General features: G+C 42.2%; 16 protein-coding genes and 1 pseudogene. 7 read left to right on the top strand and 10 right to left on the bottom strand.

Features of this window, described 5'->3' with window-relative positions; all coding sequences use genetic code 11:
* The first annotated feature begins 10 nt into the window (after positions 1-10).
* Both F6J90_RS38780 and F6J90_RS38775 read left to right on the top strand, forming a co-directional pair.
* Complete coding sequence (locus tag F6J90_RS38780; RefSeq protein WP_293106826.1) at positions 11-241, top strand: hypothetical protein; 231 nt, start codon at positions 11-13, stop codon at positions 239-241.
* The gene (locus F6J90_RS38775; RefSeq protein WP_293106823.1) at positions 242-1,735 is read left to right on the top strand and encodes a peptidoglycan DD-metalloendopeptidase family protein; all 1,494 of its coding nucleotides are present in this window, start codon (positions 242-244) and stop codon (positions 1,733-1,735) included.
* 192 nt (positions 1,736-1,927) lie between these two features.
* Here F6J90_RS38775 and F6J90_RS38770 read toward each other — a convergent pair whose 3' ends face one another.
* Positions 1,928-2,893, bottom strand: a complete 966-nt coding sequence (locus F6J90_RS38770) for a GDP-mannose 4,6-dehydratase (RefSeq protein WP_293106821.1) — start codon at positions 2,891-2,893, stop codon at positions 1,928-1,930.
* A 1,355-nt stretch (positions 2,894-4,248) separates the two neighbouring features.
* On the opposite strand from F6J90_RS38770, the gene F6J90_RS38765 reads away from it, so the two are divergent.
* The 3 genes from F6J90_RS38765 to F6J90_RS38755 all read left to right on the top strand — a co-directional run bounded on the left by F6J90_RS38765 (position 4,249) and on the right by F6J90_RS38755 (position 6,406).
* Positions 4,249-5,889 carry an SLBB domain-containing protein gene (locus F6J90_RS38765; RefSeq protein WP_293106818.1) on the top strand — a complete coding sequence of 547 codons (1,641 nt, stop codon included), beginning with the start codon at positions 4,249-4,251 and terminating at the stop codon, positions 5,887-5,889.
* A 92-nt stretch (positions 5,890-5,981) separates the two neighbouring features.
* Positions 5,982-6,182, top strand: coding sequence for a type II toxin-antitoxin system HicB family antitoxin (locus F6J90_RS38760; RefSeq protein ID WP_293106815.1), 201 nt, complete (start codon positions 5,982-5,984; stop codon positions 6,180-6,182).
* Positions 6,182-6,406, top strand: coding sequence for a type II toxin-antitoxin system HicA family toxin (locus tag F6J90_RS38755; protein WP_070395705.1), 225 nt, complete (start codon positions 6,182-6,184; stop codon positions 6,404-6,406). Before F6J90_RS38760 ends, F6J90_RS38755 begins: the two co-directional genes overlap by 1 nt.
* A gap of 34 nt (positions 6,407-6,440) precedes the next feature.
* On the opposite strand, the gene F6J90_RS38750 is transcribed toward F6J90_RS38755, so the two are convergent.
* Positions 6,441-6,833, bottom strand: a complete 393-nt coding sequence (locus tag F6J90_RS38750; protein ID WP_293106812.1) for an SCO5389 family protein — start codon at positions 6,831-6,833, stop codon at positions 6,441-6,443.
* 143 nt (positions 6,834-6,976) lie between these two features.
* On the opposite strand from F6J90_RS38750, the gene F6J90_RS38745 reads away from it, so the two are divergent.
* Together F6J90_RS38745 and F6J90_RS38740 are read left to right on the top strand one after the other, a co-directional pair.
* Positions 6,977-7,117 (top strand): hypothetical protein, encoded by a 141-nt coding sequence (locus F6J90_RS38745; protein WP_293106809.1) that lies wholly within the window; start codon positions 6,977-6,979, stop codon positions 7,115-7,117.
* Positions 7,118-8,453: 1,336 nt separating this feature from the next.
* Entirely contained in the window at positions 8,454-9,056 is a 603-nt protein-coding gene (locus tag F6J90_RS38740) for a hypothetical protein (protein ID WP_293106806.1), read from the top strand.
* Between the two features lie 89 nt (positions 9,057-9,145).
* Here the strand turns inward: F6J90_RS38740 and F6J90_RS38735 are convergent, their stop codons facing one another.
* The 8 genes and pseudogenes from F6J90_RS38735 to tuf all read right to left on the bottom strand — a co-directional run bounded on the left by F6J90_RS38735 (position 9,146) and on the right by tuf (position 15,065).
* The gene (locus F6J90_RS38735; RefSeq protein ID WP_293106803.1) at positions 9,146-9,679 is read right to left on the bottom strand and encodes a hypothetical protein; all 534 of its coding nucleotides are present in this window, start codon (positions 9,677-9,679) and stop codon (positions 9,146-9,148) included.
* Positions 9,680-9,684: 5 nt separating this feature from the next.
* Positions 9,685-10,152 (bottom strand): hypothetical protein, encoded by a 468-nt coding sequence (locus F6J90_RS38730; protein ID WP_293106800.1) that lies wholly within the window; start codon positions 10,150-10,152, stop codon positions 9,685-9,687.
* Between the two features lie 220 nt (positions 10,153-10,372).
* Positions 10,373-12,538, bottom strand: a complete 2,166-nt coding sequence (locus F6J90_RS38725; RefSeq protein ID WP_293106797.1) for a pentapeptide repeat-containing protein — start codon at positions 12,536-12,538, stop codon at positions 10,373-10,375.
* A gap of 97 nt (positions 12,539-12,635) precedes the next feature.
* Positions 12,636-12,728, bottom strand: a pseudogene (locus tag F6J90_RS38720) (IS1 family transposase); the annotation flags it as partial.
* Between the two features lie 207 nt (positions 12,729-12,935).
* Positions 12,936-13,121 carry a hypothetical protein gene (locus tag F6J90_RS38715; RefSeq protein WP_293106795.1) on the bottom strand — a complete coding sequence of 62 codons (186 nt, stop codon included), beginning with the start codon at positions 13,119-13,121 and terminating at the stop codon, positions 12,936-12,938.
* A 7-nt stretch (positions 13,122-13,128) separates the two neighbouring features.
* On the bottom strand, positions 13,129-13,350 hold the full coding sequence (locus F6J90_RS38710) for a hypothetical protein (RefSeq protein ID WP_293106792.1): 222 nt from the start codon (positions 13,348-13,350) through the stop codon (positions 13,129-13,131).
* A gap of 69 nt (positions 13,351-13,419) precedes the next feature.
* Positions 13,420-13,728 (bottom strand): 30S ribosomal protein S10, encoded by a 309-nt coding sequence (gene rpsJ / locus F6J90_RS38705; RefSeq protein ID WP_198954346.1) that lies wholly within the window; start codon positions 13,726-13,728, stop codon positions 13,420-13,422.
* A 107-nt stretch (positions 13,729-13,835) separates the two neighbouring features.
* Positions 13,836-15,065, bottom strand: coding sequence for an elongation factor Tu (gene tuf, locus F6J90_RS38700; protein ID WP_293106790.1), 1,230 nt, complete (start codon positions 15,063-15,065; stop codon positions 13,836-13,838).
* Positions 15,066-15,078: the final 13 nt, after the last annotated feature.

The raw sequence follows: 15,078 nt of genomic DNA, 5'->3' as shown, positions 1-15,078 counted from the left end.
TAATAATGGAATGATTTTAAGATTAGGTGCGCGCCTCCTAGGGCGAGTAAATCGCCCTTGGGTCGCACCTGTGGAATGGGCATCAGGCGTGGAACAGGCATCTTGCCTGTTAAAGTTTCCGGGCGGGCAGGATGCCCACTCTACTCCTATTCATTCCAAGACTGACGCAACGCCGGAATTATGGCTGATAGCTAACAAGCGCGAGTATAACTGTGTAGTAATTATTTTTAGTGAGTCGTAAATGACCAAAGAAAACTCCCCTGGTAGCACTCTGTATAGCATTTTCTACCGATGCCCAAAACTCATCCATGGACTGAGTGTGATGAGTAGTATTGGTGTCCTCAGCAGCGGTATGGTTGTGGCAAAAACTCAGTCACCCATAGAAGCTGTATCAGTCAACACGACTACCAAATCTATAACCGAAGCAGCATTTGATCCAACTATTATTGCTGCAAAGCCAAAACCTACAGCCCCAAGCTCCTTTGCTGTGCCAGCTGTGCCAGTGGCCAAACCAGCCCCAGCAAAAGCTGCTTCAAAAGCAGTAGCAGCAACCAAGGTCACTAAACCCATTGCTCCACCAGCACCAAAAGTTGCCCGGAAATCAGTAGCTCCCTCCGTGGCTATCAAGGTTAAGAAACCGATTGCTCCACCAGCTAGGAAATCTGTCCGGACAAAAGCGATCGCAGTCAAACCAGTACAGCGTAGAACCCAATTCTCTGTACCAGCTAAAGCCACTGTCGCCAAGCCACCCAAAGTCAAGCTCAATCCAGTAGCATTACAGCCTAGAGTTCCAAAAGCGGCTGCTAAAAATAGCTATATTGACCGCACAAACTACAATGTTGGTGCCACTAAACGGTACACTCCCCCCTCGGCAGTTGTTTTAACTGAACGGTCAAGGGGTTGTCGGACTGTAGCCAGAAATGGGCAACTCAGGGGGAATTGTGGTGTTGCCCCGAGGCGTCAACCAATTGCTATCTCTGGAGGTAGACGGAACAGTAGAGTAACTCAATTACCCAGACCACGAGTAATTAGTACTCAAACTGCTAGATATAATCCGGTTCGACCAGTCAGATATAATTCATATAATTCAGTTCAACCGGTCAGATTTAATCGGGTTAAACCTGCCAAAACTCGTCCAGCTAAATGGGTTCCTCGTGGGATTAGCGTTGCTCGGCGGAATCGGTCTGTCCGTAAACTTCCTACAGCCTTAGCCTACTACAATCTCACCCAACGACCCTCAGGACTGGCCAATTTCAGGCAATCCAGCTTTGTGTTCCCCGTAACCATTCCTTCTGCCATTAGCTCCCTATTCGGCTGGCGGATTCATCCGATTTCCGGTAATCGCCGTTTCCACGCTGGTACAGATATAGCAGCACCCCTAGGTACACCGGTTGTTGCTGCGGCTGATGGTGAAGTAGTAACAGCTGACTTCTTAGGTGGCTACGGTTTGACCGTTATGCTGCGCCATGAGGAAGGTTCCCAAGAAAGCCGCTACGCTCACCTCTCAGAAATCTTTGTCCAACCTGGGGAATGGGTACAAAAAGGAACTGTAATTGGCCGCGTTGGCAGCACCGGTAATTCTACTGGTCCCCACCTACACTTTGAATGGCGGCATGCCACTCCCCAAGGCTGGGTAGCAGTGGATGCTGGCTCCCATTTGAAATATTCTTTAGGTCAACTAGTCCAAGCCCTACAGGTAGCCCAAAATACCTCCTTTTCCCTACGAGGATTTTAGGCTGCTGATAGGGTGATGGGGTGATGGGGTGATGGGGTAATGGGGACAGAGTTATATCAGCAGCACCAGTTAGATCACCGTCTCAGTCCCCAGTCCCTTTTTCCCCTTTACCCTTTACCAAAAAAAATGGGTTTAAAGCCCCGTTCTTCTGGGACGGGGAGTGTCAACCTTTGCATCGAACCATGCAAGCCTTCACTCAGACAAACTCTCCAACCGAGCTTCCACCATCATTCGCACCACATCCGGCATTTTGTATTGGGCTTGCCAGCCTAACTTATCCCTTGCCTTAGCTGGGTTAGATTTCCCTAAAGCCAAATCAGTTGGTCGGAACAAGCTGCTATCGGTCACCACATGGTCTTGCCAGTCCAAGTCAACTGTAGCAAACGCCGTTGCCACGAAATCTTCTAATTTATAACTCTCCCCGGTTGCTATTACATAATCATCTGGCTGGTCTTGCTGTAGCATTAAATACATTCCTTCAACATATTCAGGAGCCCAACCCCAGTCACGCTTAATTGCCATATTGCCCAAACGAAGCTTCTCTTGACTACCGTTAGCAATCCGACAAGCAGCACTAACAATTTTTTGGGTCACAAATCGTTCTGGTCGTAGGGGAGACTCATGATTAAATAAAATACCAGAGCATGCAAATAACCCATAGGCTTCACGGTAGTTAGCTACTTCCCAAAACGCTGCTGCTTTAGCAACACCATAGGGACTTCTGGGACGAAAGGGAGTCTGTTCATCAGCGGCTTGTTCTCCAGTATCCCCAAAGCACTCACTAGAACTAGCGTTATAGAGTTTAATGGGAGCACCAGTAAAGCGAATTGCCTCTAGTAAATTAATCGTGCCAGTCGCTATGCTTTCTAGGGTTTCTACCGGTTGTCCAAAAGACAAACCCACTGAACTTTGCCCCGCCAAGTTGTAGACTTCATAGGGTTGGAATTTTGTCAGCACTTGCAAGACACTACGAAAATCCGTCAGTGTCATTGATTCCAACTTAACTTGGTCTCGGATACCCAAATACACCAAGTTCCTAAAGGAGGACATTTGAGCATCCCGTGAGGTGCCACAGACAGTATAGCCTTTGTCTAAGAGCAATTTTGCTAAATATGCTCCATCCTGACCAGATACTCCACAAACCAGTGCCTTTTTCATTAACTTTTCTCAGTAAATAAACGATTCATGTCATGATATAATTAACTATCAATGTTAGATATCATGAATCGATGTGTACAATGAATAAAGAAGAATAATGCCAATTTATAGCCCTGAACGACAGTCTTTGAAATTCAGTTAATCATCCTAGATTGTCGTTAAGGTATGGCTAATACTAATTCATTTCTGGATAAATATGGATAGATATAAATAGGTAGATTATGAGTGAAAGATTAAGGTTAGTGTCGGCAATATCTAAACGCGATGCCAGCTCTAAATCTAGATAGGATTTAGTTGATTACCTAGGTAAATAAAACTATTATAGCATAACTTATAATTATTATTTTAATAATAACTTTTGTTTAAAAAATATTTTCTTGATACTGTTTTAATCAATTATTAGTCCCTGTTACCTGTTCACGACAACTGCAGCGAAATCTATTGTGTTATTAAATAAATTTTGTTCTATTTTAAATCGTCACAAAAAAAAAATAAGACCCCCTTCTGTCTTGATGAATAGCAAACTACTAGTCAAGTATAACCTGCTGACTTAGAGTTGGCAAAGGGTAACAGATTGGTGTCAGTGCTATTATGTGGGTATTAAGAATTAAGTATGACTAATTACTTATAGCAGCAGTTGGTCAGATGGGGAACTTTCCAGCTACGAGTATCCTCTAAGTAGAACAAACCGATAACGGCTCTTTAACAATGTTGCTCTACCAGGCTAATCTATGTGTTCACCAATTTTCAGTTGTCAATTGTTATCCAATCCCAACCACAATCAGAGACGTCATAGTAGTGAGTGCGCTTTACCTATAAATTGCCTATCAAGAGATGAAACACTAGACCAGATCAACGTCACCAATAACCGTAAGCATTCAGCCGTCAGCGGTCAGCCGTGAGCTAAAAGCTCACGCTACGCGTTCAGCTTTCCATAACTCAGATTAAACTAATGCTTACCTGTTGTCTTGATGCAAAGCGCGAGTGGGGGAAACCACGGCAGTCCCTCATGGGGGGAACCCCCAAGACCGCTTAGGTGCGTTTGACCCGTAATTAAATTCGCCACGGGTCGCACCTTTGCATCGCTTATTCAAAAGCTGTTCCCTTTGCTTACCCTATGCCCATAAGCACCTCAATTAGCCTGTCCATAGCCCATAAGCTGATAACTGATAGCTGATAGCTGATAGCTGATAGCTGAATGCTTACCAATAACCAATTACAAATGACAGGCCAAGGGAAGCGTCAATGAACCCTAAACAACCCTAAACACATTGGTGAGGTGGCTTGAGTCACAACATATTCCGGATTTTCTGCACAATTTAGTGTGTCTTTATCTAGCAAGAGTCAATATGTTTATGATCAATACAGTTAACCTAGGGAAAAAAAGACCCCAAGAGATATTAAGCGAAATTGCTAAGAATCACAGTATTATACCACAATTGACTAGACCAGTTGTGGGTGTAAGCTTACTGGTGGTTTCCGCTATTACCCTACCTAAACCTACCCTAGCTCAAATTCCTTCAATCAAGGTACCAGCTTCAACATCCCCGAGCCAGGTACCAGCTCCACCATCCCCGAGCGAGGCACCAGCTCCACCATCCATTGCTGACTTCATTAAGGTGAATCAGAGTAACACGGTATCAGCAGCCACACCCCCTGTGCGTAACTCTTTACCACCAGACAGAGCTTATACCCTTGATGCTGGAGATGTTCTTACCCTGAATATCTTTGATGTTGATGAATACAGTGGTCAGTATCAAGTACTGGTGAACGGTTCCCTTAACTTACCCTTGATTGGTAGTGTATTTGTAAGGGGAAAAACTCTCGATCAAGCTAGCGAACTCGTCACCAGTGCCTTTTCAGTTTACATCAAACGCCCAGTAGTTTCCTTGAGTCTGGTGAAACCCCGTCCTTTAAAAATTTCCGTGGCTGGGGAAGTGAGTCGCCCTGGAGCCTACACCATGGGTCTGAATGAAGGACAGCAATTTCCCTCCCTGACTCAAGCGATTAATTTGGCTGGGGGGGCTACCCTAACAGCAGACGTTAAGCAAGTAGAACTTCGGCGTCTTGAAGGCTCTGGGCAGCGCAATACTTATTATATCAATCTCCAGCAATTGATTAATAGAAGTGATATCAGGCAGGATGTTACCTTGCGGGATGGGGATGAAATCTTGCTCCGAACTACTACTGCTATCAACCCAGAGCAAACCCGTCTATTGTCCAATGCCAGTTTTGCAGCTAATGCCAGCCGTCCGATTCAAGTGGCTGTGGTAGGGGAAGTGGTTAACCCAGGAGCTTATGTGGTCAAGGGAGAAACTCTGGGTAATAATAACATTAACATCGGTAGTGCTGATATCCGTAGCACCAATGCACCACCAACTGTAACTCAAGCGATCGCGATCGCTGGAGGCATTACCCAAGACGCTAATGTTCGCCAGGTTAAAGTGCGACGTTTGACCCAAGGGGGTACACAACAAGAAATTGCCTTGGATTTTTGGCAATTGTTGCGACAGGGTGACCTAACTCAGGATATCCTCTTAAAGGAGGGAGATACAATTCTTGTCACCAAAGCTGACGAAATTGCTCCAGAGGTAGCATTGGCATTAGCAGATTCCAACCTTTCTGCTGCTGCCATCCCCGTCAATGTGGTTGGTCAAGTTCAACGACCTGGTAATGTCCAAGTCAAGCCCAATTCTCCTCTGAATGAAGCCTTGCTTGCAGCTGGGGGATTTGATGACGTTCGTGCTGAAAAGGGTTCTGTCGAATTAGTTCGTCTGAATCGCAATGGCACAGTTGAAAAAAGAGACATTGAAATCGATTTTACGGCTCCAGTTAACGAGGAAACTAATCCGACCTTGCAGCCTAATGATGTGATTATTGTTAAACGCGATGGTGTCGCAAAAACTGCGGACAATGTTGAAAGGATTGCGAGACCTGCTAGCGGTATTTTCAACCTAATTGAATTACCAATTAGATTATTTAATCTTCTATTCTAGTTTAGCTCTCAGCGATCAGTATTAAGCATTCAGCTTATTTGCTGAATGCTTAGTGCTTACCAATTTTAATACTGAGTTTAGAGAGAAGTCTGATGAAATGGAGAGTCATTCTTGAGCCTGATCTAGATAACGGAGACTGGGCAGCTTGGTGTCCCGAACTTCCTGGTTGTACTTCCTGTGGTGAAACTAAAGTAGAAGCAATAGAAAATATGCGTGAGGCTATTGAGCTCTACCTTGAACCTGCCCCCCTTGAGCTGCCGGAAGGTTCTGTGACTTGCGAGGTTAGTATCTAATGGGCGATCGGATTCGCCGAATGAATGCTAGACAAGTTGAGGCCATCCTTGCTCGGTACGGTTTCGATCTGATTAGCCAGAAGGGTAGCCATCGGAAGTGGCGCAACTCTCAACAAAACCTTCAAGTTATTGTTCCGTATCACAAAGGACGAGACTTACCGATTGGAACACTGAGGAATATATTTGTGAGTGCAGATATTCCTGAATCAGAGTGGAAAGGCTAGGAAGGCTCTAGTAGCTAGAGCCTCTAGCTCAGTTTTAGCAATCGATCAGTTCTGGTGTCTGGTTCAGAATTTGACTCCTAATAGAAATAAAGTCTTGATAAGCAGGTGATTCTAAGGCTTCTGGACGAAATATAGCGGTTTTGTGGCAGTTTTGAAAGGCTAACTTGATCCCGAAATAACGTTCGACTGCACCACGAATCGCATCCCCACCTATCATCCGCAATAGCTGGGCTCGATCTTGCTCAGTTGGTGGTGGTACCGAATGCTCTACCCATTGCGCTTCACCCTGTGCCAATTGCTTGGCCAGGTCTTCCACAACTCCAAAGGCATAAGGTAACGATTGCCTGATGCTGTCAATAAAAGCTTCTTGATTAACCTCACCCTCCTGTGCTTGCTTCAACAGCTCTGGAGTAATGTTAAGTGACATTGGCTTTTCCTTTATATCCCTAATGAACAAAATAGTTATCAGAGGTTCACACTTAGTTGGCTGAACCTCCCAGGTAACAGTATATTGTGATAATGATTCTTTTTATTGTTAATAATAATCATTTTTGGTAAAGAAATATTACGATGCTGGTTATACCAATTCTGGAAATTACGGCTACACATCAATTTCATTTCCCCATCTGGCCATCTGCATCTATACAGCGGTTTGCCGAAATGTTGACTGAAGACGGCTTCAGTGTAATTGAGATGGGTAATGGCTGGTAAGCCAAACGACCTGTTTAATCCTTGCTCCCCATAAAGTCTTTAATGAATTTTGTAGAAAATAATTAAGCTGGATTACGCCTTATTCAGCAATTTGTTTGTTATAACCTTTCTCCATTGCCATCGGGTGCATGTCAGTGTCTTGATGCAGTCGTGTGGAGATAGGGTTTGACGTTTTTTATAACTGATTAATATCCAATTTTAATGGAAACAAGCTTAGCTTTTATATCATATAAACTGATTTTTTTATATTACCTCTTCCCGGTTACCTGCTTACTAAAAAGATTAGCCAATTAAAAAATACTGTAAAATTACAGATAATTGAGCCTAAAAAATACCAATTTTTATATTTGTAAATAAATGTAAATTAATTTAATTAACCCTTGCATTTTTTCGAGGGATTATCTATACTATAGAAAGTGAAGACCGATACTAATAACCGCGCTGGCCATAGCCATTAATCACAACCAGCGCGGTTTTTCTCCCACCTAAATAGGAGCTACTTCCATAATGCCAAAAATATCACGATCATCAATCCCGGTTGGGTGCATCTCATTAAAGCTGTTTGACCCGGTGGTGCGCTTTCCAATGGCGAGTAAACCCGGCCTTGGGTCGCGCCTATCGGCAAAGCCGACGCGGGGCGCGTTCGGGTCGCACCGAAAAATTGGGGGGCTAGCAGGGCACAATCATACCCAGAATCAGCAATGCCTGAAATTTTTGTCTTGATGCAGCAAGGCTTCTAGAATTTAGATAGGTTTGCCCTGGTAGGGTAGCGCGCCACTACACCGATTCCTGCGGGGCTATGTGAACTTTTTTGAGTCAACCAGGGTATTATACCTAATTAATTTTTGAGACTATCAGCCCAAATTTCGAGTTTTATTAGTATATTGATTAGCTCAAAAATGAAACCGCTTTGCTCCCTCTAACCCAGCTGAATTATTACACAAATATGACATCATTACGAGTTTTAAATGGTGATTTATAAAGTACCCATAAGGGTACTGTTAAACTGACCCCACAGTTGTAATATAAAGCTGTACCAAGAAACACTGATACAGTTAAACCAGTAAAGCAGCTAAATGGCAGGAAAATAGTTAAATATTAACTGTCATTCCGCAATGGTCTTTAGTATATTATGATGATGATAATAAACTTGAAATTGATGAAAATATTGACAGTAAACCTGGTCAGTATTCCAGGTATTCGTGACATAATTTTTTGGGATACTGCAACGGATAATTTTAAGGATACTGGACAATATCAAGTCGATATCAAGTGCTTTATTGGGTAAACAATCTTAGTCAATATCTATGAGCACCTTGGAGGTGTCAAAATACTAATGAAAAAGCTGTTGCTCAAAATTTCGACATTAACAATTACTTTCACTAGTCTAATTGTTGGTGAAATCCTGATATCAAAACCCGTTTCTGCCTATTGTGTTTATAACTATTCAAAGACTACTACGATTACAGCAGTTCAGCTTCCATTAAGCGAGAGTTCTTTCAAGGAAGTAATTCAGCCCAATAATCATGCATGTTGCCGTTGGTCTAACCCTACTTGTGTAGCCGAAGGTAAAAAAGATAAATATGCCAAAACCCCCTTTATAATTTATGAGGGAAACATAGACAAATATATCCGTCCTATTATAATTCAGAATACCGTTACAGCGAGGCGTGTCCTTAGAAAAATTAATTCTGATTTAGACCCTTTGATTCAACAAATTTTTTATACCCAAGATATCCCACCAATACAAGATAATATAGCAGAACAGATTTACTCATTATTAGATAAATATGTTCCTAAAGAGCGAGGTTTGGGAGTAGTGCAAACTTATAATGGTGGGATTATTCATTACAATGGTCCTGTACCACTAGGATGTTGGGCTGGTCCATGTAGGGGTCAAGATATTAACAGAAATGGTACAAGAGGACCCTTTCGCTGAAATCTAAATTTAGATGCCTTGCTGTTGGGCGTTGCTGAATCAAGTAATGAATAGAAGTAGGATTTCATTCGAAGATTCAGCAACGGCACTTAAATAGGCATCTCCCCTCGATGCCTATTTAATTTGATTATTTGATTAATTAAATCCGCTCCAGGAAAGTCCGCCATGATAATCCCGGTAAAATTTATCTTTCCATTCCGAATATATGCAAGTGTTTGTTCATTTGTTCTTTTGGCAACATAGGAAGGAGTGATTAAGGTAATGCAAGGTCCACCTCCTACGGCACTCAAGTAGTTAATATAAATAAGATTTATATCTCCATTTTTAGCCTTTTTAATATGATTTTTTATATTAGTCCATTTTTTATATAAATTTTGACTAGGGGTCTTGAAACAATCCAATGACCAATTATCTTGTATATCAAATTTTCTGTAGTGCAACCCAAATTTAAAAGGTGAAGTGGTAGCAAAATCCTGAAGAATCACAATCTTTCCTCTGACCTCGTTTAATGTAGGATTCTGGCTCGTTGGCTTCCAGATATAATTCTGATACTTTTTCTCATACCACTCAAATGTATCTTCAAAAGAGCGTGTGGTGTTCTTAGCTTTATATTCTTGCTTCACACGTATTAGATTGCTTCACTCGGATTATTCTCCAAAAATTCAGTCATAGATACCATCACTCGACCAAAATCTGTCTTTTGATAAACAGGGCCGTGATGGATGGTAAAAATATTTTCAATATGACGAGCACGAATATCAAAAACCCGAACTCCGGATTCCAATTGAGTCTTGAGAGGTATAGATTGAGTCTGTACCCATGGTCCACCGTGAAATGACAATGAATCATGTGTTCCAGGTAAGGACAACTCACTCAGACGAAGAGTTCCTGATACTCCACTCATCCAGTTGGGATTTTTATAGTCAATGCTCGGAGCATCTGAATATCCACCATTTGACTGAACCAAAGTATCTTGAGATATACTTACAAATAACAATATTGTTGCAGCAATCACACCTTTTATCAGTCTAGATGTTTTCAATTTAGTAAACACAGCTTTTTTCCAAAGTCCAATACTTAAGCGGGGCAAACGCATTTTATAGCGCTACGCGCCAGGCAAGAGGCAAAAGGCAAAAGGCAAAAGCTTACTAAACAGCTTTTCAGCTTTTATCAATGTCCTAAGCTTAATGCGTAGTGCTATATTTTTGGAAGGCAGGCGGGGTGAGGATTTCAGCAATCGAGTCCTGTTTTTAATGAATTGATGAAATCCTTACTGGATCAGGGTTTTGGAATTTAGATGCGTTTGCCCTGAATACTTAGGTTTTCTGCCAATCTTCCAATGCGCCAATTACAAAACTAGCTGCGGGATGATTGAGGGATTGCTCTAAAGCTTTAACACTTCCTACTTGTAAAGCACTGAGTATTTTAGCGGTCAAAGTGGGATTGCTATCTATGCGCTGTATCACTTCAGTAGCTAATGCCATTTTCCCCGTAGTTGCCTCGGTGGAATAAGACTTTTCTAACTGTTTGAGTAATGCTTGAATTTCTTCTGCAGCTTCAGTGAGGCTTTGTTGCTGTTGGGATGAAACTACATTCTCCTGGGAAGCTTGCATTCCACAGTACATTGTTCCACCACTCATGTTTTGAAGAATTCCACTATTTTCATTTTGATAAATATGGCGATCGCCAGTCATAGTTGTATCTCCTTGATAATTTTCAGTGTAATCACCTGCTACATATGTAGCATCAATAAAAGCAAACTCATCTGTTTTTTCTGAAGCAACTTCGCTAATTCGTTTTTCAATAAAACTATTTACACTAGGGGGTAAATGATGGATATTCCCTGACCACAATTTTAAACCTCTATCGTACCTTTCATAGTAATCGTTTTTAAAGTTTTCCCGATTTTCCTGAAATCGAATAAGATTTTCAGAAACTTTAACTTGAATAAAAACCCTTTCTCCTTTTTTTCCAAGAGCTACAATATCGAAAGGTTGATCATAGTCTCTCGACATTTTTTTCAAAACAGTTAGGGCTAATCTAGGATTAATATCTTTCTCGTGATAAAGTTCAACAGTGTCTAGCATGTACCTAACAAAATTTACAAAGCCACCTTCTATAAATTTACCCCTAGGTGGCATTTGGTCACGCTTATCTCCGTTAACCCATTTTAAATAAACGTAATCACAAGCAATTCCATCAAGTTTGGTACTTCCGGTAATAACCCAATCTTGGATACAACTTCCAGTTAACTTAGCACCTCTTAAATCTGCTCTTTCAAAATTAGTTCTTACTAAGATAGCTCTGGATAAATTAGCTCCCTGTAGATTGGCTTGGTAGAAATCTGCATCGATAAAACTGGCATTTTCTAGTTTTGCTCCCTGTAAATTAACGTACCGTAAATCTAAACGATCAAAATTTTTATTTTGTCCTTCACCAGTAATTAGTAATTGCCGTACTTGTGAATTTTGGATATAAGTGGTTCCGGCACGAGCTAGGTCGAGTTTTTTGGTTTTATTAAAGTTGGTACGAGTTAGAATAGCTTCTCTAAAATCTGTACTTTTAAGAGTAGTTCCAGTAAAATTCGCATTGGTTAAGTTAGCCCCTCGAAAACTGGTACCTCTGATGCTGGCAAAGGCGATAGCACATGAGCGTATCCAACGGTTTTTTTGATCTCCTTTCAAAGCACGCCATCCAATATAAGCACCAAGCAGCGTTACAGTTAACATAATAATGTTAGCAAAGATAAGGGCTCTGGCTCCGGGTTCTGCTCCTTTGATGTTAAAGCCAAGCTCTCCAACAGGAATAGTAACTTTGGTGGTAACGATAACGATAGTAGCTACAATTCCAAATATGCCAACGATAACGCCATTGTTATTGTCAGGAAGGACTGCTTTGTTCATGGCAAGCACAATGGCTTCGACAATCATTCCACCGAAGGTAACACCTCCGGCTGCACAATAGATAATGAGAAATATAATGCCTGGGTAAATGATTCTTCCTCCTCCAAAACTTGTTTCGATGTAGAGGTGAATCAAGGTTACGGTTATACCAACGAGCATGCCTAGGGCTCCGGGAAATACAAAGATTGCCAAACCGATTAATAAATCCAGCGAAAAAGCGATAATATATAAGGCTATATACAAAAAAAATACTGAAATAATAATCGTAAATTTGTTTTCAATATTATCAGTATCAGTAATAAAATTTACGAGCAATAAACTAGTCAATCCAGTAATATTCACTGATATTCCTAACATCAGCCATGAGGCTATTAACAACATAGCTCTCCAATGTTTTGGAATCCCTGCTTTAGCATCCGTGAAGTTTGTATTTTGAAGTTGAGCACCAGTGAAATCCGCACCTGCGAGATTGGCACCAGTGAAATCTGCACCTCTGAGATTGGCATTAATAAATTTATAAGACTCAAGGTTTTTATCTTTAAAAGACCGCCCTTGAAGATTTTGATTGGAATAGTCCATAATGTTATTCTTCTTTATATGAAAAAATGTGGCCGTTGCTGAATTACAGCATGAATGAGGGATAGACAGGTATGTGCTTTGGTGGCACTGGCACCTGTCAAAACTTCAGGTAATGTACTAACAGTCGTATCGAATGCTTCAGTATTTCTACTTACAGAGAAGAATACAAAGTCTTGGGATGTATAGCACTACGCATTAAGCTTCGGACATTCCTAAACTCCGAAACTTAGTCATAGCTTACTTTTGACTTCTGACTTCGAACCTTTCTGACTTGTGCGTAGCGCTATATCTGTGGGATTGGCTGCTAAAATCAAGATTCTTTTGATCGCACTCTTTATGAAATTTATGAGGCATACTTCATAAAGATACAATTGACAACTGTATGATTTCGGAAAATTTATACAAATTTGCCGTCAAAGATTACCAATCTGCAGTGGGGAACAGCATTTGTGTACTTGTGCATTGCTCCGGTGTAGACTAGGGCGCTGTTTATGGCGTTGCTTAATAATGGAATGATTTTAAGAGTGAGGTGGAATAGGCATCTTGCCTGTTCGAGATCTTGTGGGGCGGGCAGGATGGCCACTCTACTCCTATTCATTCAAAGACTGACCCAACGCCCTGTTGATAATATGATTAGCTCCACAGCTGTAGCGGATAGCATCTATCAAGGTGCCGCTGCGGACTTCATACAGAATCTCCTGGTCTGCAAGCACTGGTGCCTTAATGCGGTGGTGTCCTTCGCCAGGGTTCTTGTTCTCGACATCATCAGAAACCACTGGTGGCTGATGCCGCCCTGGTTGACTGACAACCAAAGGCGATCAAGCATATTCTTTTATCAATGATTATCTGGACTTATCAATGATTACCTGGACTTTCAATCCTTAAAGTTTAACTTCAATATCAACTCCAGCAGGCAAATCCAATTTCATCAGAGCATCAATAGTCTTTGAAGAAGGCTGATAAATATCAATAATCCGTTGGTGAGTACGTGTTTCAAAGTGTTCCCGAGAATCTTTATCAACGTGAGGCGATCGCAAAACACAGTAAATACGACGTCGAGTGGGTAAGGGAATTGGGCCAATAGCTGTAGCATTTGTGCGGTTTGCTGTATCTACAATCTTCTCACAGGAGGTGTCCAGCAAGCGTCGATCAAAGGCTTTTAGTCGAATCCGAATTTTCTGCTGTTGAATAGTTGCCATTTTTTTAATTTTCTAGGTTCTTTTCTTAGCGTAAATAAACATGAATAAAGAGCAGAGAAGCTAGAACTTCCCTGCTCCTACTCTATAGTAGAGTACTGCTATTCGAGAATCTTGCTGACCACACCTGAGCCGATGGTGCGACCACCTTCACGGATAGCAAAACGCATTCCTTGTTCAATCGCAATGGCGTTAATCAGGCTCACTGTCATTTTGATGCGATCGCCTGGCATCACCATCTCAGCTGTAGAACCATCGTCAGCAGTAAAGGCATCAATAGTGCCGGTCACATCAGTGGTTCGTACATAGAACTGAGGGCGATAACCGGAGAAGAAGGGAGTATGACGTCCACCTTCTTCTTTCTTCAGGACGTATACCTCAGATTCAAACTTGGTGTGAGGGGTGATTGAACCGGGCTTGGCAAGTACCATACCCCGCTCAATGTTCTCTTTTTGGATACCCCGCAGCAGTAGCCCAACATTGTCTCCAGCCATCCCTTCGTCTAGGGTCTTCTGGAACATTTCCACACCAGTTACCGTGGTGCTACGGGTATCTTTAAGCCCGATAATTTCTACCGTCTCACCAACTTTAACTTTACCCCGCTCGATTCGACCGGTGGCAACAGTTCCCCGACCAGTGATGGAGAAGACATCTTCCACTGCCATCAGGAATGGCTTATCCACATCCCGCTCTGGTGTGGGAATGTATGAGTCTACATTCTCCATCAGTGCTAGCACCACATCAGTCCACTCATTGTCACCTTTGGCAATGTTTGGATTGTCGGTCAGGGCGTTTACAGCCATTAAGGCTGACCCAGCCACAATCGGGATATTGTCCCCGTCAAAGTCATATTCGCTCAACAGTTCCCGAATTTCGAGTTCTACTAGCTCTAGGAGTTCTTCATCGTCTACTTGGTCTTTCTTATTTAAGAAAACCACGATGTTAGGCACTCCCACCTGCCGAGCCAGAAGAATATGTTCTTTAGTTTGTGGCATGGCACCGTCAGCGGCAGAAACCACTAGAATTGCCCCATCCATTTGCGCCGCACCCGTGATCATATTTTTCACATAGTCAGCGTGGCCTGGGCAATCCACGTGGGCATAGTGGCGATTTTCGGTTTCGTACTCCACATGAGCAGTATTGATGGTAATCCCCCGTGCTTTTTCCTCGGGAGCTGCATCAATTTCCTCGTAGTTCTTCGCTTGTGCCTTCCCTTGAGCCGCCAATGTCATAGTAATCGCAGCAGTTAGGGTAGTTTTGCCGTGGTCTACGTGACCAATCGTGCCAATGTTGACGTGGGGTTTATTCCTTTCAAACTTTGCGCGTGCCATGAATTACATGTTC

Source organism: Moorena sp. SIOASIH (assembly GCF_010671925.1).
Classification (GTDB): Bacteria; Cyanobacteriota; Cyanobacteriia; order Cyanobacteriales; family Coleofasciculaceae; genus Moorena.
Note: the sequence above shows the minus strand (reverse complement) of the source record. Positions and strands in the feature narration are given on the sequence as shown.

What these genes read in the sequence shown, in the direction of transcription:
- F6J90_RS38780 (WP_293106826.1), top strand. Translation starts at nt 11, where the DNA reads ATGATTTTAAGATTAGGTGCGCGCCTCCTAGGGCGAGTAAATCGCCCT.
- F6J90_RS38775 (WP_293106823.1), top strand. Translation starts at nt 242, where the DNA reads ATGACCAAAGAAAACTCCCCTGGTAGCACTCTGTATAGCATTTTCTAC.
- F6J90_RS38770 (WP_293106821.1), bottom strand. Translation starts at nt 2,893, where the DNA reads ATGAAAAAGGCACTGGTTTGTGGAGTATCTGGTCAGGATGGAGCATAT.
- F6J90_RS38765 (WP_293106818.1), top strand. Translation starts at nt 4,249, where the DNA reads ATGATCAATACAGTTAACCTAGGGAAAAAAAGACCCCAAGAGATATTA.
- F6J90_RS38760 (WP_293106815.1), top strand. Translation starts at nt 5,982, where the DNA reads ATGAAATGGAGAGTCATTCTTGAGCCTGATCTAGATAACGGAGACTGG.
- F6J90_RS38755 (WP_070395705.1), top strand. Translation starts at nt 6,182, where the DNA reads ATGGGCGATCGGATTCGCCGAATGAATGCTAGACAAGTTGAGGCCATC.
- F6J90_RS38750 (WP_293106812.1), bottom strand. Translation starts at nt 6,833, where the DNA reads ATGTCACTTAACATTACTCCAGAGCTGTTGAAGCAAGCACAGGAGGGT.
- F6J90_RS38745 (WP_293106809.1), top strand. Translation starts at nt 6,977, where the DNA reads ATGCTGGTTATACCAATTCTGGAAATTACGGCTACACATCAATTTCAT.
- F6J90_RS38740 (WP_293106806.1), top strand. Translation starts at nt 8,454, where the DNA reads ATGAAAAAGCTGTTGCTCAAAATTTCGACATTAACAATTACTTTCACT.
- F6J90_RS38730 (WP_293106800.1), bottom strand. Translation starts at nt 10,152, where the DNA reads ATGCGTTTGCCCCGCTTAAGTATTGGACTTTGGAAAAAAGCTGTGTTT.
- F6J90_RS38725 (WP_293106797.1), bottom strand. Translation starts at nt 12,538, where the DNA reads ATGGACTATTCCAATCAAAATCTTCAAGGGCGGTCTTTTAAAGATAAA.
- tuf (WP_293106790.1), bottom strand. Translation starts at nt 15,065, where the DNA reads ATGGCACGCGCAAAGTTTGAAAGGAATAAACCCCACGTCAACATTGGC.